Source organism: Synechococcus sp. MEDNS5, assembly GCF_014279875.1.
In the GTDB taxonomy this organism is placed as follows: Bacteria; Cyanobacteriota; Cyanobacteriia; order PCC-6307; family Cyanobiaceae; genus Synechococcus_C.
Genome location: NZ_CP047952.1, coordinates 2324627 through 2347223, shown reverse-complemented (window position 1 = coordinate 2347223; position 22597 = coordinate 2324627). Strand labels below are relative to the sequence as shown.

25 protein-coding genes and 1 tRNA gene are annotated in these 22597 nt (G+C 55.7%); 13 read left to right on the top strand and 13 right to left on the bottom strand.

Translation table 11 applies throughout. The features are described 5' to 3' along the window. Positions 1–4: 4 nt before the first annotated feature. The 6 genes from SynMEDNS5_RS13210 to gcvT all read right to left on the bottom strand — a co-directional run bounded on the left by SynMEDNS5_RS13210 (position 5) and on the right by gcvT (position 8496). Complete coding sequence (locus tag SynMEDNS5_RS13210; RefSeq protein ID WP_255440176.1) at positions 5–313, bottom strand: hypothetical protein; 309 nt, start codon at positions 311–313, stop codon at positions 5–7. A 441-nt stretch (positions 314–754) separates the two neighbouring features. After that, positions 755–3781 (bottom strand): S8 family serine peptidase, encoded by a 3027-nt coding sequence (locus SynMEDNS5_RS12600; RefSeq protein ID WP_186583674.1) that lies wholly within the window; start codon positions 3779–3781, stop codon positions 755–757. 4 nt (positions 3782–3785) lie between these two features. Then, positions 3786–4268, bottom strand: coding sequence for a Dps family protein (locus tag SynMEDNS5_RS12595; protein WP_304623109.1), 483 nt, complete (start codon positions 4266–4268; stop codon positions 3786–3788). Positions 4269–4297: 29 nt separating this feature from the next. Continuing rightward, positions 4298–5428, bottom strand: a complete 1131-nt coding sequence (locus SynMEDNS5_RS12590) for an RNA polymerase sigma factor, RpoD/SigA family (protein ID WP_186583673.1) — start codon at positions 5426–5428, stop codon at positions 4298–4300. A gap of 80 nt (positions 5429–5508) precedes the next feature. Further along, positions 5509–7344: an aspartate--tRNA ligase gene (gene aspS / locus SynMEDNS5_RS12585; protein ID WP_186583672.1), complete on the bottom strand. Its 1836-nt coding sequence runs from the start codon at positions 7342–7344 to the stop codon at positions 5509–5511. Between the two features lie 48 nt (positions 7345–7392). After that, a complete protein-coding gene (gcvT, locus tag SynMEDNS5_RS12580; protein WP_186583671.1) occupies positions 7393–8496 on the bottom strand; it encodes a glycine cleavage system aminomethyltransferase GcvT in 1104 nt (367 codons plus the stop codon). A 225-nt stretch (positions 8497–8721) separates the two neighbouring features. Here gcvT and SynMEDNS5_RS12575 point away from each other — a divergent pair, with 225 nt between their 5' ends. Then, the gene (locus SynMEDNS5_RS12575) at positions 8722–8910 is read left to right on the top strand and encodes a hypothetical protein (protein WP_255440175.1); all 189 of its coding nucleotides are present in this window, start codon (positions 8722–8724) and stop codon (positions 8908–8910) included. A 98-nt stretch (positions 8911–9008) separates the two neighbouring features. Next, entirely contained in the window at positions 9009–9389 is a 381-nt protein-coding gene (locus SynMEDNS5_RS12570; RefSeq protein WP_186583670.1) for a cyclic nucleotide-binding domain-containing protein, read from the top strand. On the opposite strand, the gene speB is transcribed toward SynMEDNS5_RS12570, so the two are convergent. Together speB and speE are read right to left on the bottom strand one after the other, a co-directional pair. Beyond that, complete coding sequence (gene speB, locus SynMEDNS5_RS12565) at positions 9383–10267, bottom strand: agmatinase (RefSeq protein ID WP_186583669.1); 885 nt, start codon at positions 10265–10267, stop codon at positions 9383–9385. The two genes, SynMEDNS5_RS12570 and speB, sit on opposite strands and share 7 nt — an antisense overlap. Next, positions 10264–11127, bottom strand: a complete 864-nt coding sequence (gene speE / locus SynMEDNS5_RS12560; protein WP_186583668.1) for a polyamine aminopropyltransferase — start codon at positions 11125–11127, stop codon at positions 10264–10266. Before speE ends, speB begins: the two co-directional genes overlap by 4 nt. A 52-nt stretch (positions 11128–11179) precedes the next feature. Here speE and SynMEDNS5_RS12555 point away from each other — a divergent pair, with 52 nt between their 5' ends. From SynMEDNS5_RS12555 to SynMEDNS5_RS12545, 3 genes are all read left to right on the top strand, one after another. Continuing rightward, positions 11180–11923 (top strand): hypothetical protein, encoded by a 744-nt coding sequence (locus SynMEDNS5_RS12555; RefSeq protein WP_186583667.1) that lies wholly within the window; start codon positions 11180–11182, stop codon positions 11921–11923. A 16-nt stretch (positions 11924–11939) separates the two neighbouring features. Beyond that, entirely contained in the window at positions 11940–12374 is a 435-nt protein-coding gene (arfB, locus tag SynMEDNS5_RS12550; protein ID WP_186583666.1) for an alternative ribosome rescue aminoacyl-tRNA hydrolase ArfB, read from the top strand. Between the two features lie 291 nt (positions 12375–12665). After that, the gene (locus tag SynMEDNS5_RS12545) at positions 12666–13406 is read left to right on the top strand and encodes a dienelactone hydrolase family protein (RefSeq protein ID WP_186583665.1); all 741 of its coding nucleotides are present in this window, start codon (positions 12666–12668) and stop codon (positions 13404–13406) included. 6 nt (positions 13407–13412) lie between these two features. On the opposite strand, the gene mazG is transcribed toward SynMEDNS5_RS12545, so the two are convergent. Both mazG and SynMEDNS5_RS12535 read right to left on the bottom strand, forming a co-directional pair. Further along, the gene (gene mazG, locus SynMEDNS5_RS12540; protein ID WP_186586012.1) at positions 13413–14258 is read right to left on the bottom strand and encodes a nucleoside triphosphate pyrophosphohydrolase; all 846 of its coding nucleotides are present in this window, start codon (positions 14256–14258) and stop codon (positions 13413–13415) included. Between the two features lie 29 nt (positions 14259–14287). Then, complete coding sequence (locus tag SynMEDNS5_RS12535; protein WP_186583664.1) at positions 14288–14800, bottom strand: metal-binding protein; 513 nt, start codon at positions 14798–14800, stop codon at positions 14288–14290. A 54-nt stretch (positions 14801–14854) separates the two neighbouring features. Between SynMEDNS5_RS12535 and SynMEDNS5_RS12530 the strand changes: the two genes are divergently transcribed. After that, positions 14855–14926: transfer RNA gene (locus SynMEDNS5_RS12530), tRNA-Val, on the top strand. A 125-nt stretch (positions 14927–15051) separates the two neighbouring features. Beyond that, positions 15052–16383, top strand: a complete 1332-nt coding sequence (locus SynMEDNS5_RS12525) for a hypothetical protein (protein WP_186583663.1) — start codon at positions 15052–15054, stop codon at positions 16381–16383. Between the two features lie 647 nt (positions 16384–17030). On the opposite strand, the gene SynMEDNS5_RS13265 is transcribed toward SynMEDNS5_RS12525, so the two are convergent. Beyond that, a complete protein-coding gene (locus SynMEDNS5_RS13265; protein WP_186583662.1) occupies positions 17031–17183 on the bottom strand; it encodes a cupin domain-containing protein in 153 nt (50 codons plus the stop codon). 353 nt (positions 17184–17536) lie between these two features. Between SynMEDNS5_RS13265 and SynMEDNS5_RS12515 the strand changes: the two genes are divergently transcribed. The 3 genes from SynMEDNS5_RS12515 (at position 17537) to SynMEDNS5_RS12505 (ending at position 19409) form a co-directional block, all read left to right on the top strand. Continuing rightward, positions 17537–18628 carry an MBL fold metallo-hydrolase gene (locus SynMEDNS5_RS12515; RefSeq protein WP_186583661.1) on the top strand — a complete coding sequence of 364 codons (1092 nt, stop codon included), beginning with the start codon at positions 17537–17539 and terminating at the stop codon, positions 18626–18628. Between the two features lie 222 nt (positions 18629–18850). Continuing rightward, complete coding sequence (locus tag SynMEDNS5_RS12510) at positions 18851–19069, top strand: hypothetical protein (RefSeq protein ID WP_186583660.1); 219 nt, start codon at positions 18851–18853, stop codon at positions 19067–19069. A 40-nt stretch (positions 19070–19109) separates the two neighbouring features. Then, positions 19110–19409 carry a Nif11-like leader peptide family natural product precursor gene (locus SynMEDNS5_RS12505; protein WP_186583659.1) on the top strand — a complete coding sequence of 100 codons (300 nt, stop codon included), beginning with the start codon at positions 19110–19112 and terminating at the stop codon, positions 19407–19409. 270 nt (positions 19410–19679) lie between these two features. Here SynMEDNS5_RS12505 and SynMEDNS5_RS12500 read toward each other — a convergent pair whose 3' ends face one another. Both SynMEDNS5_RS12500 and SynMEDNS5_RS12495 read right to left on the bottom strand, forming a co-directional pair. Beyond that, the gene (locus SynMEDNS5_RS12500; protein WP_186583658.1) at positions 19680–19904 is read right to left on the bottom strand and encodes a hypothetical protein; all 225 of its coding nucleotides are present in this window, start codon (positions 19902–19904) and stop codon (positions 19680–19682) included. A 65-nt stretch (positions 19905–19969) separates the two neighbouring features. Further along, positions 19970–20134, bottom strand: a complete 165-nt coding sequence (locus SynMEDNS5_RS12495) for a hypothetical protein (protein ID WP_006851016.1) — start codon at positions 20132–20134, stop codon at positions 19970–19972. 847 nt (positions 20135–20981) lie between these two features. On the opposite strand from SynMEDNS5_RS12495, the gene SynMEDNS5_RS12490 reads away from it, so the two are divergent. The 3 genes from SynMEDNS5_RS12490 (at position 20982) to SynMEDNS5_RS13260 (ending at position 22249) form a co-directional block, all read left to right on the top strand. After that, entirely contained in the window at positions 20982–21425 is a 444-nt protein-coding gene (locus SynMEDNS5_RS12490; protein ID WP_186583657.1) for a hypothetical protein, read from the top strand. A gap of 211 nt (positions 21426–21636) precedes the next feature. Next, positions 21637–21855 carry a hypothetical protein gene (locus SynMEDNS5_RS12485; RefSeq protein WP_186583656.1) on the top strand — a complete coding sequence of 73 codons (219 nt, stop codon included), beginning with the start codon at positions 21637–21639 and terminating at the stop codon, positions 21853–21855. 88 nt (positions 21856–21943) lie between these two features. After that, entirely contained in the window at positions 21944–22249 is a 306-nt protein-coding gene (locus SynMEDNS5_RS13260; protein ID WP_370593545.1) for a DUF3303 domain-containing protein, read from the top strand. Positions 22250–22597 lie beyond the last annotated feature (348 nt).

Below are 22597 nucleotides of genomic sequence, written 5' to 3'. Positions count from 1 at the left end.
GGAGCTAAAGCTCAAGGGGGATGCCTGAATCTTTCACCCTGAGAAGGCTGTAGATGGCCTGATCTAATTCTTCTTTGCGTTGAAGTAATCGGGCCTCTGCCTTGGCGCCAAAAGAATCCAAAGCAAATTTGCTGAGCTTGATGGGAAGACTGAGCTGCTCAAGAAGCTCATCTTTGCTGATGCACCGCTTTGATAACCAGTGATTAAGGGCTTCTTCGTTTCTGAGTTGGTTTTGTTGGCAATGGTTTGTGAGGGCTTGTTGAGTGAACTCCTCAGGGAGTGTGAGTTGCTTGGTAATTTCTTCAATTAACAAGCGTCTTGCTAAACGACTGAATAGATCGCTACGCCTGAGAAGGATGATACTTTCGAGTGTGAGAAAGTCGATCTTTTTGCGGATTAATGGGTAGTTATTATTCTTGTGGCCAAGACTAGGTAGTTGTATGGATATGACTGTGCCTCGGATGCATAAAGCGTCGTGTCGATCTTGCGTCGATATGACGCAATGCTGAACAAGTTTTAGAGGCTTGTCGCATGCTCATGTGTGATTATTGCGAGTGCCATTTAGAGATAAGTGAGAATTTTGACAAGAATCTAAAAGAGGGCAGAGTCAGATTACGCGAAAAATATTAAAGACTCAAGAAATGCATTGGGAATAGGCTCTTGGAATGATTATTTATTGTGCGGAGATTCTGGGTCTTGTGTTGTCGCTTTGCTTGGCTCTGGCTGAAGGGCTCGATGCATGTTAATGAGTTAATTAGACAAGAAAGTTGCCGCTTTTTTGTAGGTCACCAGCTGCATTTTCCACGATGGCCATGAGATCACCTCGTTGGTACAGATACATGTCCTCTCCTCTTGTCTTGAGCTGTAGGCCTGATGCTCCTGAACCGAGTTGGATTCGGTCTTGATTATTCGTGAAGTCTTCGACGATGGTGTAACCGCTTCCGCGCTGAACGCGGAAGGTGTCGCGCCCGCCTTTACCCCAGACGCGGTCTTTACCTGACCCACCGATCAAAACATCGTTGCCGGAGCCGCCATAGAGACGGTCATTGCCCCTGGCGCCTGTTAGGACGTCATTGCCTGCAGCGCCGTAGAGACGGTCATTGCCGTTTTGCCCATTCAGGGTGTTGGAGGAACGGCTGCCTGTAATGCGGTCATTGCCAGAGCCTGCATTGACATTTTCAATGGAGATGAGTCGATCACGTCCGTCGCGGGTGTTTTGCCAACGAGTGGTATTGAGATTGATGCGATTGGAGCGTGAAGAGAACTGTGCGGTGTCTCGGCCCGAGCCTCCGTTGATGACGTCATTACCGCTACCTCCATCGAGGATATCGTTTCCTTCGTGTGCATTAAGCACATCATTTCCCGAGTAGCCAATTAGTATGTTGTTTGTACTATTGCCAGTAAGATAATTGTTGCCATTCGGATTTGTTAGGAAAACATCTGCTTCCAGTATGTTGCTGATCTGATCTAACTCAAGAATTCCTTTTTTGCTAAGTAAGCCAGATTCGGAGCCAAGGCCAGCTGTGCCAAGTGTGGTTTTGTATGGAATAAGTGTGTATTGAGATTCATGGTCGTAATAGCTTTCAATGGTTAAGCCTTCGTTTTTTGTTCCATTTGAGTTTGTGGCCGTGACAATCTCGTAGTAGCCCTGCTTCCCGGTTTCATTCAATAATTGATTGTAGGAGTCTGAATCGTCTGTGTTTGCAGTGATAATATCTCCAGGCATGAATCTTCCTCCTCCATTGCTGCTGTTAACCATTCCGCTGATTGTATAAAAGTCTCCATTTCCGTAGTGATAGCGAGCTGTGATCTCGGAATAGCGTTCATCGACCTCCTTGGGCTTCTCGATGGAAAAATTAAATACAGATAGATTAGAATTGACGCCTGCATCAATTGCATCTACAACACCCAGGGAAAAAGAGAAGTCCCCAGAGCCTTTGCCTTTAAAGTCATCCTTCGAAAAAGTGTATTCAAAATTACCAGATGTTTTTCCTTTATTGGGTGTATCTACTCCTAGGGCGCTGAGTAGTTTTACGGAATTATTCACTGCTGTGAAGCTGAAGTCCGCATATGGAAGATAATCTTCGCTGATAAAAGTATATGAAAAGCTAATCATGTCTCCAACGCTTGCTGCTCCTGAAACTTGAAAGGCAGAACCTTCAGTTGCATTAATAGCTGTTTTTGTTCCGTTGAGAGTTCCATCGAGTGATGCTGTGATCAAGCCTAATTGGCTCTCCAAAGTGCTTTGCTGGAGAGAGCCGCTTCCGGTAGAAAGAAGGATATCTCCAGATTTATTCGAGCTATTCCCTAAATAAAGGAATGAATATGGAGAGTCGTCATCTTTTGGGGGGGGCGGTTCAGGGTTTGGCTGTTTATCCTCATCAAGAGTCGCTAACGCAAAAGGGTCGGCTTCTCCTGCCCAATTGGCTGTCACCATGTCGCCTTCTTTGACTCCCCCCATCAAGAGCAATCCGGCAACATGCGGCGCAGCCATGGATGTGCCGCTTAAGTTGGCGAGTTGCCCGCCTTTGTAATAGGAAAGAACGCTGACGCCAGGCGCTGCAACATCAACATCATCTCCTCCGCTTTGGTCATCCCAGTTCGAAAAGGATGCCATTTGATATTGATTGTCAACGGCCGATACGGTGTAAATGTTGGCATGATCGCCAGCACTCGCTGGTGAATAGCCGTCTGCATCTGAGCCACTATTGCCAGCAGCGATTGAAAACTTGATTCCCTGGTTGGCAGCATTTTTTACGGCCGCATCCATGCCCGCGCTGTAACCACCTCCAAGGCTCATGTTGATCACAACTTTGGATTTATCTAGTCCGTTGTTGTTAATCACTTGGGTGGCGTAGTTCACCGCATCAATGATTGTGCTATAGCTCGCTCCTCCACCTGTGCTGTCAAACACTTTCAGGGAGATCACCTCGGCTCCGGGTGCGACGCCGACAACCCCTACACCGTTCGCTAGTGCAGCAATTGTTCCGGCCACATGGGTTCCATGGCCATTTCCGTCGGAGAAGGCAGTTTCACCGCTGATCCAACTTTTTGACCATGTTTTGTTGACGACTAAGTCGCCTGTGGTGTCGAGGACACCCGAATCAATCACAAAGGCGTACGTTCCGCTTCCGGCATTGCCTTGCGTGCTGATGTCGCTGCCTCCCCATACCGCCTTTACTCCGTAGGGCAGGATTTCTCCTGTACTTGCTGATCCGTTGTTGTAGATCGGGAGAGCCGCTGCGCTGAATGAGCTCGTACGAAGTTCTTCTTCTATAGAGACATTTCTGTTTGTTTTGACGTAATACTGATCGAGTGAGACTGCCCGATCAATTTCTCTCCACCCTGGTGACGATCCGCTTTCGCTGAAGAATGAGCTTTCTGCTGCCGAATTGTTTGTTTCGGGGATGACCTCTACCGGTGGGGTGAGGGGAAGTGGGCGGTCTGCTTCGATGCTGCGAATGCTTGGGATTGCTTCTAGGCGTTCAGCTTCTGCAGGTGAGATTGAAATCGTGAAGCCATTGATGGCTTCAAATAATTTGATGGGTTTCGCGTCGATATTGGCTGCTTTTAAGGCTGAACCAATGCGATTTTCTAGTGAGGAATCGTTATCGCTTTCTTCTAGAAATGCGTAATGGAGTTCTTTGTTGTTGCCTATATCTGCCTGGCTTAATTGGTTCTCAACCGATTTATTTAAAAATTGTGCATTATCAATGACATGATGACTTTTCGGCTTGCGTTGCCCGGTCAGAGTGTCGAAGAGATCGAATAGAGATTTCACGACTTCATCCCTCCAGGAGGCTGCGCAACATCCAGGCGGTCTTCTCGTGAATCTGCAGACGCTGGGTGAGCAGGTCAGCCGTGGGTTCATCACTGGCAGCCTCGGCCAGTGGGAACACGCTGCGGGCTGTGCGTGCCACCGCTTCATGGCCGGCCACCAACTCGCGCACCATGTCGAGCGCTGCGGGTTGCTGATCGGCTTCCTTGATCGATGCCAGGCCGGCCAGGGTGGAACCACCGTGGGGTGCGACCACGCCCAGGGCCCGGATGCGCTCGGCGATCACATCGAGAGCATTCCAGAGTTCGGTGTACTGCCCCATGAACATCAGGTGCAGGGTGTTGAACATGGGGCCGGTCACGTTCCAGTGGAAACCGTGGGTTTTGCCGTACAGCACATAGGTGTCCGCAAGCAAACGGCTGAGGCCTTCCGCGATCTCATTCCGTTGGGCTTCTGAGATACCGATGTTGATGGTGGGCGTGCTGGCCATGGTTTTAACGGCGATGTGGCGCTTCTAGCTCAGGAATCCAGCCCCTGGATGTAATCGCGCACCTTGGATCGGCGCTGGGGTTGCCTCAGTTTAAGCAGGGCGCGTGTTTCGATCTGGCGCACTCGCTCCCGGGACAGGGCCATGGCCTCGCCGATTTCGGCAAGGGTGCGCGGCGTGTCGTCTTCCAGTCCAAAGCGGCTGCGGATCACTTCGGCTTCCCGCGGGCTCAATTCTTCCAGCAGATGTTCGAGGTCATCGTGGAGTGAGTCGCGGGTGAGGGTCTGCTCTGGCGTCGCATGACCATCTTCGATCAAGTCTCCGAGCTGGGTGTCCTGGTCTTTTCCTACGCGGGTCTCCAGTGACACCGACCGGGGCACCCTGGCCAGGGTCTGGCGCACGGTGTCCTCACTGACCCCCAGCTCTTTCGCCAGGTCGCTCACGGATGCCAGTCGCCCTTTCTCACTGGCGATCTCCTGCTGCACGCGCTTGATCCGGTTCAGTTTTTCGGTGATGTGCACCGGCAGCCTGATCGTGCGGCTCTGGGTGGCGATCGCCCGGGTGATGCCCTGGCGGATCCACCAGTAGGAATAAGTACTGAAGCGAAAGCCGCGGGTGGGATCAAATTTCTCCACAGCTCTCTCCAGTCCGAGGGTGCCCTCCTGCACGAGATCCAGGAGCTCCATTCCGCGCTGTTGGTATTTCTTGGCAACAGCCACCACAAGGCGCAGATTGGCTTGGATCATCCGGTCCCGGGCCCGACGACCCTCGCGCAGGCGTCGTTGCAGTTCCTTCGCCTCCAGACCACTCTCCTCAGCCCAGAGGGTGTACCCCTCGTTCAGGACTCGGTTGAGCTCACTCAGGGGCAGATCCGCGGCCCGGGCCCATTCCTGCCGGGTTGGCCAGTGGCTGATGTGATTGGCCTCGCGCTGCTGGAGTTCCTCGAGATCCAGCAACACCCGGATTGCTGCGATGCGGGTGCTGAGATCACGCTCTTGCACAAGCAAACGTTCCCGCTGCTGCACCTGGCGGGAGAGCGTCACTTCCTCTTCGCTGGTCAGGAGATCAACGCGGCCGATGTCCTGGAGGTAAAGGCGCAGCAAGTCGTTGCTGCCGCTCCAGCGGATCGGGACCTTCCCCGTCGTTCGAGCCTTCTCAACCAATGAACCGACACTTGCGCTATGTAGCCAGGTTCAGTTGTTTTGCTGGCAAGTGCCCCGAACCGCCGGTTTCTGTTCGGGTTCTAGTCAGAGTCTCCTTCGGCTGGATCCACCCACGTGCTGGCCACATGCAGCTCCTCCAGCTGCATGTCGGCCACCCCTCCAGGGGCATTGGTCATCAGGCAGCGGGCTTGCTGGGTCTTGGGGAAGGCGATGGTGTCGCGGATTGATTCTTCCCCAGCCAGCAGCATCACCATGCGGTCGATGCCGAAGGCCAGGCCGCCGTGGGGTGGCGCGCCCACATCGAGAGCATCCATCAGGAAGCCGAACTGCTCCTGAGCCTCCTCCAAGGGCAGGCCAACGGTCTGCAACACCTGGCGCTGCAGTCCGGAGTCGTGAATGCGTAGGGATCCGCCGCCGAGTTCCAGACCATTGAGCACCAAGTCATAGGCCTGGGCCCGTGCGGTGGGCAGGGTTGTCTCCCATTCCGCCTCGTTGCTGCCGAGATCCTCTCGGTTCGGCGCACAGAAGGGATGGTGCAGCGCTTCGTAGCGGTTCTCGTCGCTGTTGAACTCGAACATCGGGAAGTCCACCACCCAGAGGAAGTTCCACTGGTCGTTCTCCCGCTCGGGTTTCACCATGCCCAGCTCCTTGGCTAGGTACTGGCGCACTCGGTCGAGGGCTTTGTTCACTGTGGCGGTGTCGCCGGCGCCGAACAGCAGCAGGGTGCCGGGTTCCGCGCCCGTGCGGCTGAGCAGCTCCTGCTTCTGCCCATCGCTGAGGTTGTCCTTGATCGCGCCGATGGTGTCGATCTCACCGCTATCGCGCACGCGGATGAAAGCCAGGCCGCCGGCACCGGCTTTCTGGGCTTCGCTGAACACATCGCCGCCGGGCTTAATTCGCACATTGGAAAGCGCGTCGTTGCCACAGGGAACAGCGATGCATTTCACCGCGCCGCCCGACTTCACGGCACCGCTGAACACCTTGAAGCCCATGTCTTTGACGATGTCGGACACGTTGGTGAGCTCCATGCCGTAGCGGGTGTCCGGTCTGTCGGTGCCATAGCGCTCCATGGCGTCATGCCAGGTCATGCGCGGGAAGGGCCTGGGCAGGTCGATGCCTTTCACCGCTTTCCAGATTGAGCAGATCAGGGATTCGTTCAGCTGCAGGATCTCCTCTTGATCCATGAAGCTCATCTCGATGTCCAGCTGGGTGAATTCCGGCTGGCGATCGGCGCGCAGGTCTTCGTCGCGGAAACAGCGGGCCACCTGGTAATAGCGCTCAATGCCGCCCACCATCAGCAGTTGCTTGAACAGTTGCGGCGACTGGGGCAGGGCAAACCATTCACCACCGCAGACGCGGCTGGGCAGTACGTAGTCGCGGGCGCCTTCGGGCGTGGAGCGGGTGAGAACCGGGGTTTCTACTTCGATGAAGCCTTCGTCTTCGAGGAAGCGACGGGCGGCCTGAATCGTCTGGGCCCGCAGGCGCAGGTTGTCGTTCATGCGCTTGCGGCGCAGATCCAGATAGCGGTGGCGCAGCCGCAGCTCTTCGCGGGTGTTCTCCTCGTCGTGCACCGACACGGGGAAGGGCAAGTTGCCCTTCACGCTGTTGAGCACGCTGATGCCGCTGGCCAGCACCTCCACTGCGCCGGTGGCCAATTTCTCGTTGAGTGATTCAGCGGGGCGAGCCCGCACCTTGCCGCTGATCTGCAGCACGGTTTCGCTGCGCAAGTGTTCGGCGACGGCGAAAGCCTCAGCTCCCAGATCGGGATCCACCGTGATCTGCACGGTGCCGGTGCGATCGCGCAGGTCGATGAAGATCACCCCGCCATGGTCACGGCGCCGGTCTACCCAGCCGCAGAGCTGCACGGTGTTGTCGATGTGCTGTTTGCGCAGGTCGCCGCAACCGTTGCTGCGCATGGGATCTCTCAACTCGTGACAGGAGATTTTCCCACAGCCCAGGTCTCCTCAGGGATGGCGGTAAAAAGGTCGCCTGACGACCGTGGCGGCCTCTGCCTTGCCGCGGATCTCAACGCCAAGCTCCTGCCCGATCTTGGCCAGGTTTGTGGGGACGTAGGCAAGGGCAATCGCTTCCCCCAGGGTTGGTGACCAGCTGCCGCTGGTCACCACGCCGACGGTCTCTCCGTTGTGCAGCACTGGATAGTCATGACGGGCGATGGCGCGCCCCTGCAACTTGAGGCCCACCAGCCGTTTGGCGGGGCCGGACGCTGCGGCCTGCTCCAGGGCCTGGCGACCGACGAACTCCGCCGGCATCTCCAGATGCACCAACCAGCCCAGGCCCGCCTCGAATGGTGTGGTGTCGGCGTCCATGTCTTGGCCGTAGAGATGCATGGCGGCCTCCAGGCGCAGGGTGTCGCGTGCCCCCAGGCCGCAGGGGCTGACGCCGCGATCCAACAGAACCTGCCAGAGCTTTTGTCCGTCGTCTGCGCTCAGCAGCAGCTCGGCACCGTCCTCACCGGTGTACCCCGTGCGCGCTGTGAACACGGGATTGGCGAGTGCCTGAAAGCTGAGGGTGCGGTGCCCAAAGCGAGGCAGGCCGCTGAGGCTTTCTCCGCTGAGCTCCTCGAGTAGTGGGATGGCCTGCGGGCCCTGAAGAGCCAGCAGCACGCCGTCTTGTTTGATGTCGGTCACCGTGAGGCCAATCGGTTCCATGCGCTCACGGATCCAGGCGGTGTCTGCGTCGGCGCAAGCCGCGTTGATCACCAGCACCAGGGAACCCCGTTCGGCATCAACAGCGCCGCAGTCGTAAACGATCAGGTCATCCCGAATGCCGCCGCGCTCGTTCAGCAGCACCGTGTAACAGGCTTCGCCGGGACCGATGCGATGCAGATCGCTTGGCACCAGCTTTTGCAGTGCATCTTTGGGATTGGCCCCCTCCAGCTGCAGCACTCCCATGTGGGAGATGTCAAACATTCCAACGTGCTCGCGCACGACTTTGTGCTCCTGGATCAGGCCGCTGAATTGCACCGGCATCTCCCAGCCAGCGAACGGCACCATGCGGCTTCCTGCTGTGATGCAGAGGTCATGGAGCGGGGTGCGGTGCAGATCCATGCCTGTTGAACGCTTGGAGGAAGGGTGCGCCGAATCCTATGGAGGCCTACGGAATTGCGTCGGAAGTGGAAGCAAAGCCGCAGATTGTGCTCTTTTGCTGGACCGCTTTCACAAGCGTCCCTAGCTTTAGCTCTCCTTCCGGTCGGTGCGATTCTGCCACCATCTTCCTGCCAGTCTTGCGCGCACTGCGCTGCGCCAACGACCCATCAAGGAGGTTGGTGCCGCTTGCGTCATCTGCCTGTGCATGCCGAGCTGGCGCGTCTGGTCTGGTGCCATCACTGGACGGCACAACGGCCATCCCTGCCCGAGCTGGAGCCTGGGAAAGCCCATCTTCCCAGGGGTGACCGCCAGCTTGACCTTGGTGCTTCCGTTGAGGGGGAAGTGTTTTCGATGAATTCTTCTGGTTTGCTTTAAGAGAAGAATAATTGTTTTGCTGGCAACATCTTTTTTATGCGTCGTCAGTTGATATTAGTAACCATATTTCATTATTTCTGTTGCCAGCGACGACGACAATGCCGACTGCTGTGCAGCTGATAGCCGAGCATCGCAATCACGATCAATTGATTCTGCCCACTGGAAGTTTGCTGTTCAGTCGTGGGACCCCTGCCAGGTCGATCTACGCGATTGAACGCGGTCTTGTTGAGTTATCGAGTGGGGGGCGGGATCGCTTGCGCTACGGAGATGGTGAGGTGTTTTTCTATGAAGATCTCATCGCTGAGACGCAGAGACACAGCCGAACAGCCACAGCCATCACGCCGCTTCATGCCTTCTCATTGGATCGCAACAGCTTTATGGAGCTGATCCATCAACACCCGACCCTGGTGCTCACCCTGTTGGGTCGGCAGCACGCCAGGCTGAGGGAACAGCGCATGGACGCGGCTCACTTTTATTGAGCCATCAGCAGCAGCAGGCTTCGAGTGACCTTGGCCGCCAGCACACTGCTGATGCCGCTGGGATCGAGTTGAGGGGCGAGTTCAACAACATCCGCGCCCACCAGGTGGTGATATTGCAGCTCATTGATCAGAGCAGCGAAATCAGCCCAAGTGAAACCCCCTGGTTCCGGTGTTCCGGTGCCTGGCATCACCGCAGGGTCGAACCAGTCGAGATCCACGGTGAGGTAGATCGGCCGCCCGCGCAGATCGCTGAGCTTTTGGCTCATCTGATGCAGTGGAATCAAGCGGCCACTGCGATGCAGTTCTGAGAATTCCTCGGCCGTTCCGCTGCGGATGGCGATCTGCAGCAGATCGCCGCTCGGCAGCACGTCCAAGCAGCGGCGCATGGCGCAGGCATGGCTGTGACTTGCGCCGAGCCAGGTCTGCCTCAGGTCTGCATGGGCATCGAGTTGCACCAGTACCAAATCAGGATGGTCTTTGGCCACAGCCGCGACGGCTCCGGAACTGATGGAATGCTCCCCACCGAGCATCAGCGGTTTGAGGCCCAGGGCAAGAATGTGAGCCGTTGCCCGTTTAACGGCCTCCACCACAGGCTCGGGTGCTCCGAAGGCGATGTTGAGCGCGCCGAGATCGGCGTAGGCCAGGGTGTCGAGGTCTCGATCGAGCTGCGGGCAGTACGTCTCCAGGCCGGAACTGACCTCGCGGATCGCGGCAGGGCCGAACCGGGTTCCAGGGCGAAATGATGTGGTGCCGTCATAGGGCACGCCAAATACACCGACCTGACAGCCGGATGAATCGCGGCGAGCGCCCATGAAGATTGCTCCGTCTTGGTCAAACATCTCCTCAGCGTCGAAGGCCTGCAATCGGTTTGTCGTCATGCGCTGAGCTCCCTTTCAATGCTGGCGGGGATGGCCTTAAACGCTCCCGTTTGCCAACGTGGACTCCAGATGTCACAGCCATCGCCGATCGCTGCGGCGCGCGCGGGATCAGGGCTGAGGTAGCGGGGCCCGTCGCTGGCCGCGAAGGTCCAGCTCCACCAGCCGCTGGGGTACATGGGGACCCAGCCATAGAGAGGGTCCGCATAACCGAAGACCTCACGCAGCATGCGCACGGTGTCGATGTGAACCGCGCGGAACGCTTCCGGTGATTCGCTTTGGGTTGCGAACACTCCACCGGGTTTGAGAATGCGGCGGCAGTGCTGGAAGAAGCTGCGATTGAACAGTCCCTCGGCCGGCCCCGCAGGATCTGAACCATCCACCAGCACCACGTCGTAGCTGGCGTCGGAAGCCTGACCCACCCAGGCGATTCCGTCTCCCACGGTGAGCTGAAAGCGCGGGTCGCTCCAGCATCCCCCGCCGACGGCCGCCAGGTGTTTCTGGCTGAGCTCCACGACCCGACCATCAATTTCAACGAGATCGACGTGCTTCACCTCGCGATGACGAAGGCATTCCCGGGCCGTTCCGCCGTCGCCGCCGCCAATCACCAGGATCCGATCAATCGAGCGGGCCGCACAGAGGGCAGGATGGACCAGGGGCTCGTGATAGTGGCGCTCTTGATGTTCGGCTGTCATCCAGCAGCCATCGAGCAGGAGCCCGTTTCCGTAGCGATTGCTGTGGATCACCGTGATGCGCTGGATCGCGCTCTGTTCGTCCACAATCACGTCGCCTTGGAGTCCGTAGCGCACCCCGTTGTGGTGTTCGTCGATCCAGTCGCTTGCTGTTGAGGGGGCTTCGCTCATGATCTGGCGCCCAGGGTTTCTTGTCTCCAGCTAAGGGCACGACGGGTTTGCCATGCCTGAGCCGCGGCTGCAGACTGATGGCCATTTCTCCGGCCGTGTTGTGAGAGTTGTCCAGCGGTTTTTATCGATTTTCAAGGACACCAGGGAGTGTCTGGACCCGGCTCAGTTCGACGATCCAGTGGCGCTGCGCACGAACTGGACGCCTGTTGTGCATGGCGGAAATAACTTTTGCACCCACCGCTTGCAGTTGAAAAGCGGGCTAACGAGTTCCTCTGTGATCTTTCGGACCACCCCTGCGATGTTGGCGTTCTGCTTGCTGTTCCTCGTTGGCGGAGTGGGTGTTGCAGCGGCGATGCTGGTGATGAGCGCTGGGACTGCCATGGCGTTCTCACCGGGAGTGTTGGTGCCGCTGGCCTTTGCTGTGGGTGGTGGCCTGATGCTCAAACGAGCGCGGGCCCATGAGGCCAGTTTTGAACGGACGTCGGGCCAGTGCAGGGTGCGAGCGAAGAACTACTCGATCGGCGAGGTGCACGCGTTGCAGTTGCTGCGGGAAACGGTGCGGGGCAACGATTCCAACTATCACAGTTACGAGTTGAATCTGGTGTTTCGGGATGGCAGTCGCAGCAATGTGACCGATCACGGTGCCCTCCCAGCGATTCGCAGGGATGCCAGTGCGCTTGCGGACTATCTGCAAATCCCCGTGTGGGATGCCATTGATTTCAGGCTTCCCGAGCATCTGCGCAACGGCGGTGCTGATCCCAAGCTCGATCTTCTCAGAAACAATCTGGGCTTGTAAGAGGAGGTCAGTTGCTTTGGTTCAGGAGCTGCGGATCAATGAGCGCCTGGTGATTCCTGCTGCCGAACTGCAGTGGCGCTTCTCCCGCGCATCCGGTCCTGGAGGGCAGGGAGTGAACACCACCGACTCCAGGGTTGAGTTGCTGTTTGATGTGGAAGGCTCCCGGGTGCTGGGTCCTTTTCGTAAAGCGCGGCTGAGGGAGCAGCTGGCGTCCCGTTTGCAGGATGGTTGCCTCAGGGTTGTGGTTGCTGAGGAGCGATCGCAGTGGCAAAACCGTCAGCGGGCGATGGCGCGTCTGGCGGATTGGTTGCGCGAGGGCCTGAAGCCTCCCCCGCCCCAACGCCGTGCCACCCGCCCTGGGCGTGCAGCCGTGAAACGCCGGCTCGATGCCAAGGGCCGGCGCAGCGAGCTCAAGCGCCGCCGACAAGGACGTTCAACCTTGGATGACTGAGCAAAAATGCAGCAAACCTTTGGTTATGGGAACATTAAACTGATGGAAGATGAAAGGTATGGGTTTGGCAAAAGCGCAAAACCGCCGTTCCATTGATCACCTCGTTGATCTGTTGATGATCGAGGAGAGAGCGAGGTGCTGCTGCACGCGAGCTCAAGCGCAATTGCTGATCAAGGAGTCCGATCAGGTCAAGCGTGCTCTCTGGGGTTCTGCAGCGGATTCCGGTTACGAGCATTTCTGAGAGCTCAGAGTGTCTACCCGGCCTACGGTCTAGGCATCAACCCCAAGAATGTGCAGATCCGTCGCGACACCATCGGCCTCACTGTGGATGGGAGCTTGATGCGCCTCTATGTCGCCCAGCCCCAGCCCGAGGGGTGTTGGCCTGGCTTGCTTTTTTATTCCGATATCTATCAGCTTGGTGATCCGATCACGCGCTTGGCGGATCGCCTCGCCGGCTATGGCTACGTGGTGGCCGCTCCTGAGATCTTCCACCGCCGTGAACCGATCGGTGCGGTGATCAAGCCCGATGCCATAGGTCGGCTGCGGGGGAACAACAACGCCAGAAACACCTCCACGGCTGCTTTCGATGCGGATGCCGCTGCTGTTCTCGATTGGCTTACGGATCAGGTCGCTGTGGATGGAGCCCGCCTGGGCGCTGTGGGCTTCTGCATCGGTGGGCACCTTGCCTTTCGAGCCGCCCTGCGGCCTCAAGTGCGGGCTACGGCCTGCATCTATCCCACGGGGCTCCAGGATGGGCTGTTGGGCTCAGACCGAGCCGATTCCCTCCAGCGCGCTGCCGAGATCCAGGGGGCTTTGCTCACGATCTTCGGCAGCCTCGACCCCCATGTGCCGGAGCCGGCCCGCGAGGCGATCCTCGCTGCGTTCGCTGCAGTGCCTGACCTGCGGCAGACAACTCGTCTCTATGAGGCCAATCACACCTTCATGCGCGATGACGGTGAACGCTGGGACCCCCAATGTTCAGACCATGCCTGGGGGGAGGTGATCGCCTTTCTCCAGAAGGAGCTGGGTTGAACGTGATCAAGACGACTGGGCGCTTTCAGCGCGGATCGCAGCCTTCGCTTGCTGCCACAACTCCTCAAGCTCCTGGATGCTCCGTCCTTGCAGGTCTCCTTTCAGGGCGCTCTCAACCCGGGAGAACCGATCCAGGAAGCGGTGATTGGTTGCGGCGAGTCCTTCCTCGGGATCAAGGCCGCACCAGCGGGCCACATTCACCAGGGTGAACAGCACATCGCCGAGCTCATCCTGGGCATGGCGGCGATCCCCCGAGGCAATGGCGTCCTTGAGCTCGTCGAGCTCCTCGTGAACCTTGTCCCACACGCCCGTGAGGTCATCCCACTCGAAACCGGCCTTGGCGGCCTTGCGAGAGATGGTCATGGCAGCGGCCAGGGCCGGTTGCCCTCGCACCTTGCCGGCCAGTTGATCGCTCAGCGGGCTGGAGGATTGCTCTCCTCCCATTTGTTCCGCCCGTTCTGCGGCCTTGATGGCCTCCCAGCTCAAGCGCACGGCCTCACTGCTTTCCGCTCTGGCCTCACCGAACACGTGGGGATGGCGGCGGATCAGCTTGTTGCTGATGGCCGTGGCGATGGCATCGAGATCAAAGCGGCCGTGTTCTTCACCGATCCGGGCGTGCAGCACCACCTGCAGCAGAAGATCGCCCAGTTCCTCTGTCAGATGCCGGTCGTCGCCATGGCGGATGGCATCCGCTACCTCATGGGCTTCCTCCAGCACATAGGGGACTAGGGAGGCATGGGTCTGCTCCAGGTCCCAGGGGCAACCGCTCACCGGATCCCGCAGGCGTGCCACCACGCTTTCCAGGTGGCGCAGGGGGTCCTGATCACCAGGAACCGTGGCGTGCTCGGCCATGAAGTCTGTCGGCGTCCTGCGCCACCCTCTCACCGGTGCCGTCCGTGCGGCCAGTGTCGGGGCCATTCAGCGGGCAGGGGATCACCGTCGAGGATCAGATGCAGCCAGACACTCGTCTCCAGCCCCAGCAGAACGGCCAGCACGGGGCGCGGATGCTTGCGCAGCCAGTGAAGAACCACAGGAAGTGCCTCGCTGGGTGCGGGACCGGACCAGCCAGGGAGGGCTGTCAGAGCGATCCAACCCAGCACCCCAACGATCAGCATCCAGGCCAGCCGCAGCCCTGTGCCGATCAACGGGCCATGGGAGAACAGTGATCGGTGCGGGATCAGCGTCCGGTAGGGGCGCCAGATCCAACCCAGCGCACCCCACCGTTTCAGAGCTCGTGAGCGGGTGTCGAGATCAGGAGAGAGCCAGAGCCCTCCCCAGGCGAAGGCCGCGGCGGTGAGTGCGCCCAGACCCCAGCCCAACCAGAACCCCGAAAGCAGGCCCGCGGGGACACAGCCGATCAGCGTGGCGCGGTCATGATCCCGGCCGGAGGCCATCGCAGTGATTCATCCGTGACCCAGCCTGCCGCGATCAGGCAGAATCTCAACTCCGGGCGATTAGCTCAGCGGTAGAGCACCTCCCTTACAAGGAGATTGTCACTGGTTCGATCCCAGTATCGCCCATCATTCATACCAAGGCTTCTCAGCCAAACACCACCCGCCACTCGGCGGGTTTTTTGTTGGCGGGACCACTACGGGACCACTTTTCATGGCATGATCACCGAAGTGGTCCCAACAGAGAGATTGTCATGGCACTCGATTTTCGTCCCGTTCTCAAGGAATCCATCAAGAACGCAGGCGTCCCCCGCGGGTGGTCCGTCAGTGAGCACCGAGGCAAGGTGAAACTGCGCGTCAGGTCTGGTGCCGGTGGTGCCGTCGCGTCATGGAGCAAGACGCTGCCTATCCCATGGGAAGTGGGTTGCATCGGTCCCGTCACCGACGAGGTGGCTGCGCTTTATGCGGCCACACAGTCCGATCCACCCAAGTCAGTTGGTGATGCGTGGCTGGAACTTCACCCTGAAGACGACGACGCCGAACCTGCTCCAGGTGTCCCGTCATTGATCACCGGCATCGACTGGCAGACCATCGCCAATCGGTTTTATGCCGACCGCTGCAAACACGGCACCAAGATCAACCTGCGCACCCTGAGGGAAGAGCAGCGGTACGTCGGGGCTGCAGTGGAGCTATTGACTCAGAAGCGCCCACCAGCAACTCCATATGCCCTGATTGACGCTGCGTTGGAACTGCGGGGGTGGGTTGATAAGCCAGCGGCCCGTAAGTCAGCAGTAGGTGCCATCTGCCGGTTCCTGGCCTTCGGGATGGATCACTGCGGGTTGAGTGCTGACTGGGAAATTCCCAGCAGACAGAAGGCAAAGCTGGGCGGCAGTGGCCGTGCATCTGACCCACAGCCCGTTGCACCTTTGACCGATGTGGAGTGTCTGAAGCTCATTGATGCCGCGCAATCCCCTGAGTGGAAAAACGCGTTGCGGATCATGGCCACTTATGGGTTGCGACCAATCGAGTTGTGCCATCTGACGGTCGAGTTCAACGATGCGACCAAGCGCAACCAGCTGAAGTGCACCTACCGCAAGGCATGTGGTGGGCGCTCAGAGAAGCTGACGACAGAGCCACGATTCCTGTTTGCAGCGCCGTTGAAAGATGCCGATGGAATGCCCACCAGCGGTGATCTGACAGCGGCCTGGGAGGCTGGTCTGCTGCCCCTGCCACCACTGAAGGAAGGTGGACGGGCGGTCGACCAATACCTGTCACGAATGCCGTTGTGGAAGCAATGGAAGGCTGAGTTTGCAGCCAAGGGCAAGACGTTGCGGGCCTACAGCTTCCGCAACAGCTACAGCGTCCGGTGCCATGCAGCAGGCAAGCCCACCAGCGCGATCAGCGACGCTATGGGCCATAGCGAGCGCACCCATTCCGATAGCTATCTGACGACGAGGTTGAAGACGGTGGAGCTGACTGACCGGGTGAATGTGTGGAATCGGTTGAACGCCAAGACGATTGATCGAGTCCGCAGGACAGGGACGGATGAATGTGATTACTGGGTGCCGTTGACGTCTGACGAGTGACAGCGGGGAACACTCAAGGCAGTCACGTCTGACCGATGCCTCAAGACACCCGTATTGCCACACGATGGTCGGCTGCAATCTCAGGCAGAAGCAGCTCCAACAGGGGCAGCACCCAAAGAAGCGGTGCAAGCTCTGGGCACCCACCTGGCAGAAGGAAATGGGCTGTGCTCCTGAGGCGAGCTAGAAGCTTGGTGCGGTCCCTTGATTTGGAACATCGAACTCAGAATTGTTTTTCTCTTCCAGCTCATCTAGTGAAATCGTCATTTCATTGCTGGGCTTGGATGAGACCCCTTTGACCGTGGGTGGCTTTGCGCCCCAGTCGTGTCCAGGCTGATCAGGCAACCATTTCCCAGCTCTGTAGTTCCTAGAGGACATCGCTCAGAGTCATCCATTGCTTACTAGTTCTAGCTCTGGGCTCCTGCCTGGCAGAAGGAAGTGGGCTGGGAGCCAGACGCTGGCTGAGCAGAGCGGGGAACACTTCAGGCAGTCACTTCTGACCAATGCTTCAAGACACCCGCATCACACTGTTCCTGCTGGCTGAACTGGTGGCAGCGATTAGCCCAGAGAGGCCTGCCCCAACAATGGTGATGTCAACTTTGGTCATGGTTTGATGAGACTAGATTGTTCGGTTGTATCGATGATTTTGCTCAGCCACGCATGAAAAACTTGTTCAATGTTTGAGTTATTTCCCAGATCACATCTTCACCCTTGGGAAGGTAGAAACTGTCCCTTGCTCGATAGGTCTCTGTGATTCCATTACTTTTGTACGTGACGTTGACAACGCCAGAAATGACTGTCATCAGTTCTTCTACAGGCTAAGCCTCCTCTTCAAGGCATGGTGCACACTTCCAGATGCCACATATTGTTTTTTCATCTTCTGATTGGTAATAAACATATTCGCTTTCGGTGTGATCGTCCGTCGTAAACGCTTCGAGCGGAACCATATTGGATGGAGCGAGTTCCACCTGTGGGTCGAGACGCATCTGAAAAATACAAAAGATATTTCTATAATGATAACAGGGAAGATAAGTGGCGTATCAGTTGATACAAAGTTAGTTTCGGTGCGATTTTTCTAGGCAATTCATGAGATTGATTGCAACGACCAGCGCAATCAATCAAAGCTCGGCATCATACGCGGACTGACGCCAGTCTCATGCTCCGTCGTCTTTCCATTGGACTCTTTGCTTCTGTTATAGCCATCACGCCATTCCCCCTGAAAGCGCATGACGGCTTCGCTTATGGCATCAAGCCTAGAGATCAGCCAAACAAACCAAGCATTGGATTGTGCGATCACCTCAGAGACGATGATCGTCAGTGGGACAATACTTTTACGACTACCATTGGGTCATGGAGGCTAACTGTAAGAAACTCGAATGAATTTCATGCGGGAAACATTACTTTTATTGAGAAAATAAATCCTAAAAACGCAGAGGAAGGCTCAAAAGAATTCAATTCAGTCGTGCATACTATTGCGATTGATAGTGGCTGTCCGCCACATGCTAATCGGAATATTCGCAATGAGATCCTGGATACCAAAAAAATATTTTATCTGATCAATACCCATGCTCACCATGATCACATCCTGGGAAATTCGCTTTTCCGCGATGCCGGGGCCGAGATCATCGCCCACGACAACGCCAGAAAGGAGATGGCATCACTCGAAGACTTTGATCCGTCGGGCCTACCTAACATTACCTTCACGGACGAAATGAGCTTATTTGTTGATGACATTGTCGTGCACCTGATACATCTTCCATCAGGCCATACAAATGGTGATTTAGCTATTTGGATACCCAAGCTCAATATTCTCTTCACGGGCGATACTTATATGACCGAAGGCTATCCTTTGATTGACCTGAGAAGTGGATCAATTCGGGGGCTAATCAAAGCGGTTACATTAATGATTGAAATTGCGGGAGATAATACATTAATCATTCCAGGCCACGGTAATCTTAAAAAAAGAACAGATGGGAGCATTGAAGGCCCAAAACGGGAGGGCTTGATTCAGTACCGCCAGATGCTGATAACAGTCACCAAAGAAGTTGAAAAACTAAAGCAAATTGGGTACAGCTTGCAGGAAATAAATGCCAAAAATCCCACTCAAGAATTTGATCAAAAATGGGATAAAAACTTGATCTGCCCCGAAAACTTTGTGTCCTTTATATACAATTCATTACCGGGGAACAAAGATGAAGTTAGCTCTTGCTCTAACAGCAGCCGTGTCGATTTTGCACCACCCAAATAAGACAATAAATCCTTTATCGAGTCACGCTTAAGGTTTGCTCAGACAGCTTCAGCAAGATCTCCTTTACCGTCTAATTATCTATCCGATACCTGGCACGATTGAGCAGAAATTAGCTAAAAAGAGATCGCTAAAATAAGAGTGTCAGCTAGGGACATTGCAGCCCCGCCACGAGTGGGGTTTTTTATTGCAGCGGGGAATGCTTTCAGCAGTTGCACCCATCCAATGACCCTCGACACTCAGATGACGCTGGCTCTGCTGCAGGAGCTGCTCCTGTCGCTACGTGCCAACGACCCTGATGGCTTCAAAGGCTGGCTAGCTGAAGTCGTTCATGAGCTTGGTGAGCCAGCAGTGATTGAACTGATGCTCGACGGGTTGAACCCAATCCTCACGACAGACGAAGCGGACAGGCTGGTGGGCTGGCACCTAGGGGTAAGCCTCTAATAATTTTGCTAGAGAGGGCATGGAGTCCTAGTCCTCTCCTATGTCAGAAGAACAACTCAAGGCTTTCTTGGAAGCCGTCAAGGCAGACTCCTCACTGCAAGAGAAACTCAAAGCCGCTGGCGATGTCGATGCCGTTGTCGCCATTGCAAAGGCTGCGGGTTTTGCCATCTCAGCTGATGACCTCGAGAGAGCTCAATCTGAAATTTCGGAAGAAGAGCTGGAAGGCGTGGCTGGTGGCTACGGCCATCCCGAAACTACGATGCCAGCAGACCCTACGAAACTACTGCCGATAAAGATAAACTACGGGGACCTACTGCCGAAAACCCTTCCGTTACTGTGAATGTACTGCCGTTACTGTAAAAAACGAAAACCGTTTTTACCTTGATGGTAGCAGCCCAACATGATGGGGGCAGCAGACCCTAATTATCCCATCAAACCCCTGTTGCCACAGGGGTTTTTTATTTCCTCAACCAACCCACAGAAAGTCCCAAACGGCTTCCGATACCTGGCACTAATGAATACTTAGCCCCGTCAGCAATGGCAGTTTTTTTACATGGACCACCAAGGAAGCTGGCGAAACTCACTGACTTGATCTAGCGAATCCAAGCTTTTACTTCTGGCCCCAGTTGAATCCGAACCGCTGCTGGGCGGATGCTTCCATCTCCTTGCGGATCTGCTGCATCGCTTCGCGAGCAAATGCCTTTTCATTCTCCTGAGCAGTAATGATCTGCTTCGTAAGAGTACGGAGCTTTTCAATGTCCTCGCAGCCATCGATCTCTCTGAAGGCTGCTTCCAAATGAAACCTTTGCTCAACTGACAAGTGATGATTGGTCATTAGAGATAAGTAAAGGAGTTACAGCCCCGCTGATATGGCAAGGCTGCTGATCAGTCGGTGATGACTCAGGCTGCAGAAATGCTGTATGGAGCTTCAGGGGCGCTGGTGGGCATGGGGTCGAGCTTGCCTTGTGCCAATGCTTTGGCGCGGACATACATCTGACTTGATGTGGCACCAGCTGCTTCCATTGCCTTGGCGACGATGGCCCAGTTACGAACTTCGGTAGACATTTGAGGCTGAATTGAAGACAAAACAACCATCGCCAGCCAACAGACCTGGCCGTGACGGTGAAAACCGCCAAGGGACCGAACACGCGAAACGAGAAGTTCGCTGCTAATTACCTGGTTTCTCCGAGTGTTCGTCTGGCTTTGGGCGGTAACGAGACATGGCATACAACAGGCCAAAACGCCTGTCTTGCGTTGCCACTGCATCACCAGCGCAACAGCGGGGAATACTCAAGGCAGTGACGTCTGGCCCATGACCCGCGACACCCGCATTGCTCTGTTCCTATCCAGCCTGTCGATGCCAACAGGAACACCCAGGAGTTCAGAACTTACGTGTGGTGTATCGCTCGATTACACTCCTGAATTTACTCTCACCAGAGAAATAAAGTTTTCTAAAGATTGTATCGATATCTGTAGGTACTTGAACTCAAGTACATGAAGTCTCCGTTACATCCAGTGAGAGTCTGGCTTCTGTGCCGAGAGACACTTATTTGGAATTACAGAATCCCTTAATATTCTTTGCATCCCTCATCATGGGCTCTGCCCTCCTTCCCATGGCTTCATCCAAAAAAGAACTTGCGCTGCTTGGCGGCACCTTCATCTTTGGCTTGAGTGCTCTTGAGATGGTTCTGAGAATTGGCGGATATTGATATTGAGTAGAGGAGTTTATTCTGCCATTAGAGATAGCCCGGTATCACATCAAGGTGGTGGCAAATGAGTCGCCATCAATCTCCCGATAAAACATTCAGCCCCGCCACGAGCGGGGTTTTTTATTGCCAATTGATGAGATCGATTACTGCGAAGAGCGCAGTCAAGCAAAGCTCGCCATCATGTGCGGACTGACGCTATCCCAATGCTACGTTCCGCGATTACGTCTGCCGCCTCTCTGCTGGCAATAGCTCTTACGAATCCTCTATTAACTGCAAATGCGGGGGAGGCCGGGCTTGAGCACTTCAAATGCAAAGCGGCAGGCACCATCACAATGACTGACGAGGAAGGTTTTCAACCCGTATCAGAGGAGATCACCGTTGCGTTGAAGGTCGAAGTCGATGAGCCAAACGGAAATGTAAGGATTAATCAGCCTTACTCTCAAGAGATGGATCCTTGGGGTGCAGCCATCTTTGACCGGGATGCATCCGGACGTTGGGTAGCAGTTGAATTTTATCAGCAGATACTGCACACAAAAGTAGAGGTGACGATACTCAGAAAGAGCGGGAAATTTTATTACGCGAGAAATCAGAGCAAGGTATTCCCAAAGTTTTCAGAGACAGCCGAAGGTGTTTGCAGGCGTTATTGATTAATAAAAATAATGCCCTATCAATTTGCGTCTCATTTCCTCAGGAACCTTCTGATCGTAATTAATTCTCCAGCCTTCAATACCTGGCACTTGTGAGCTGAAATTAGATAAAACGAGATCGCTAAAATAAGGGTGTCAGCTAGAGACATTGCAGCCTTACGTGACTGAGACTTTCTGAAGGGGGGATGCTTTAGGCAGTTGCCCTTAACCAATGACCCTCGACACCCAGATGACGCTGGCTCTGCTGCAAGAGCTGTTAATGGCGCTTAGGGCTAACGACGCTGATGGCTACAAGTCTTGGCTTGCCCTTGGCATTGAAGAGCTTGGAAGGGATGTAGCTGGTGAGGTCGAGTCGGATTGGATGGTGCCCTTATTGGTTGAAGAGGAGAGGGACAGGCTGATGGTTTGGCAGCTGGGTGTGAGCCTCTAGTCCTTTCGGAGGCGGAACTCTTACGTGTCCAATACTACAGAACAATTCTCCGTCCCCATGCTCAAATAATATATTATTTTAATTGACAATGAGATTTGCAGTGAACTGGACAGTGCCTTCTAGTACTGACGCCTCTTATGTCAAGGCTGTACAAGATGCTGTCCTCGGTTACCTGAAAAGTGGATCCCCGATGGATCAGTTTGAGGGTTTCAAAATACTTGAGCGAATCCATTTCCCACTTCAAGGAGGAATACAGCTGGTCGAGGCCGAGAGTATGGCTCATGTCTACAAGTTCACAGCTCCATGGACCAAAAACTTAGGGATCGAAGTTGAGGTTCTTCCTGCACTGAGTGATGAAGAGCTAATAGCTACAGAAGAGGCTTTGACGTCGTAATTAATTCAGATTGAGGAGCTGGCCCTACCCCGCCATAAGCGGGGTTTTTTATTGCCTTCCTGTCAGCTCATCCCAGCTCACATATGCAGGTCCAAGCTCAATGAGCTGCCTGCAGCGTCTCCGTGCAGCAGGCGTGTCAGGTCGCTTGGCATCAAGCTGCCATTGCTTCCGTACGCCTTCCCATTGCCCCGTCGTTAATTCCTGCGTCTTGGGGTCGCGCTTATGCCTGCGCCTTGCCATCAACGCAACCTCTGCAGCACCTGTGTCGCAAGCAATGCCACGTCTTGCAGCATTAACTCAACTGGGGGATAGAGGCGGCTGAAATCGGGAAAATAAATCCCCCAGTTG

Bases quoted from the DNA above. Each gene is read 5' to 3' on its own strand.
- SynMEDNS5_RS12595 (WP_304623109.1), bottom strand. From the start codon at position 4,268: ATGGCCAGCACGCCCACCATCAACATCGGTATCTCAGAAGCCCAACGG.
- aspS (WP_186583672.1), bottom strand. From the start codon at position 7,344: ATGCGCAGCAACGGTTGCGGCGACCTGCGCAAACAGCACATCGACAAC.
- gcvT (WP_186583671.1), bottom strand. From the start codon at position 8,496: ATGGATCTGCACCGCACCCCGCTCCATGACCTCTGCATCACAGCAGGA.
- SynMEDNS5_RS12570 (WP_186583670.1), top strand. From the start codon at position 9,009: ATGCCGACTGCTGTGCAGCTGATAGCCGAGCATCGCAATCACGATCAA.
- speB (WP_186583669.1), bottom strand. From the start codon at position 10,267: ATGACGACAAACCGATTGCAGGCCTTCGACGCTGAGGAGATGTTTGAC.
- speE (WP_186583668.1), bottom strand. From the start codon at position 11,127: ATGAGCGAAGCCCCCTCAACAGCAAGCGACTGGATCGACGAACACCAC.
- SynMEDNS5_RS12555 (WP_186583667.1), top strand. From the start codon at position 11,180: ATGCCTGAGCCGCGGCTGCAGACTGATGGCCATTTCTCCGGCCGTGTT.
- mazG (WP_186586012.1), bottom strand. From the start codon at position 14,258: ATGGCCGAGCACGCCACGGTTCCTGGTGATCAGGACCCCCTGCGCCAC.
- SynMEDNS5_RS12535 (WP_186583664.1), bottom strand. From the start codon at position 14,800: ATGGCCTCCGGCCGGGATCATGACCGCGCCACGCTGATCGGCTGTGTC.
- SynMEDNS5_RS12525 (WP_186583663.1), top strand. From the start codon at position 15,052: ATGGCACTCGATTTTCGTCCCGTTCTCAAGGAATCCATCAAGAACGCA.
- SynMEDNS5_RS13265 (WP_186583662.1), bottom strand. From the start codon at position 17,183: ATGACAGTCATTTCTGGCGTTGTCAACGTCACGTACAAAAGTAATGGA.
- SynMEDNS5_RS12515 (WP_186583661.1), top strand. From the start codon at position 17,537: ATGCTCCGTCGTCTTTCCATTGGACTCTTTGCTTCTGTTATAGCCATC.
- SynMEDNS5_RS12510 (WP_186583660.1), top strand. From the start codon at position 18,851: ATGACCCTCGACACTCAGATGACGCTGGCTCTGCTGCAGGAGCTGCTC.
- SynMEDNS5_RS12505 (WP_186583659.1), top strand. From the start codon at position 19,110: ATGTCAGAAGAACAACTCAAGGCTTTCTTGGAAGCCGTCAAGGCAGAC.
- SynMEDNS5_RS12500 (WP_186583658.1), bottom strand. From the start codon at position 19,904: ATGACCAATCATCACTTGTCAGTTGAGCAAAGGTTTCATTTGGAAGCA.
- SynMEDNS5_RS12495 (WP_006851016.1), bottom strand. From the start codon at position 20,134: ATGTCTACCGAAGTTCGTAACTGGGCCATCGTCGCCAAGGCAATGGAA.
- SynMEDNS5_RS12490 (WP_186583657.1), top strand. From the start codon at position 20,982: ATGCTACGTTCCGCGATTACGTCTGCCGCCTCTCTGCTGGCAATAGCT.
- SynMEDNS5_RS12485 (WP_186583656.1), top strand. From the start codon at position 21,637: ATGACCCTCGACACCCAGATGACGCTGGCTCTGCTGCAAGAGCTGTTA.
- SynMEDNS5_RS13260 (WP_370593545.1), top strand. From the start codon at position 21,944: ATGAGATTTGCAGTGAACTGGACAGTGCCTTCTAGTACTGACGCCTCT.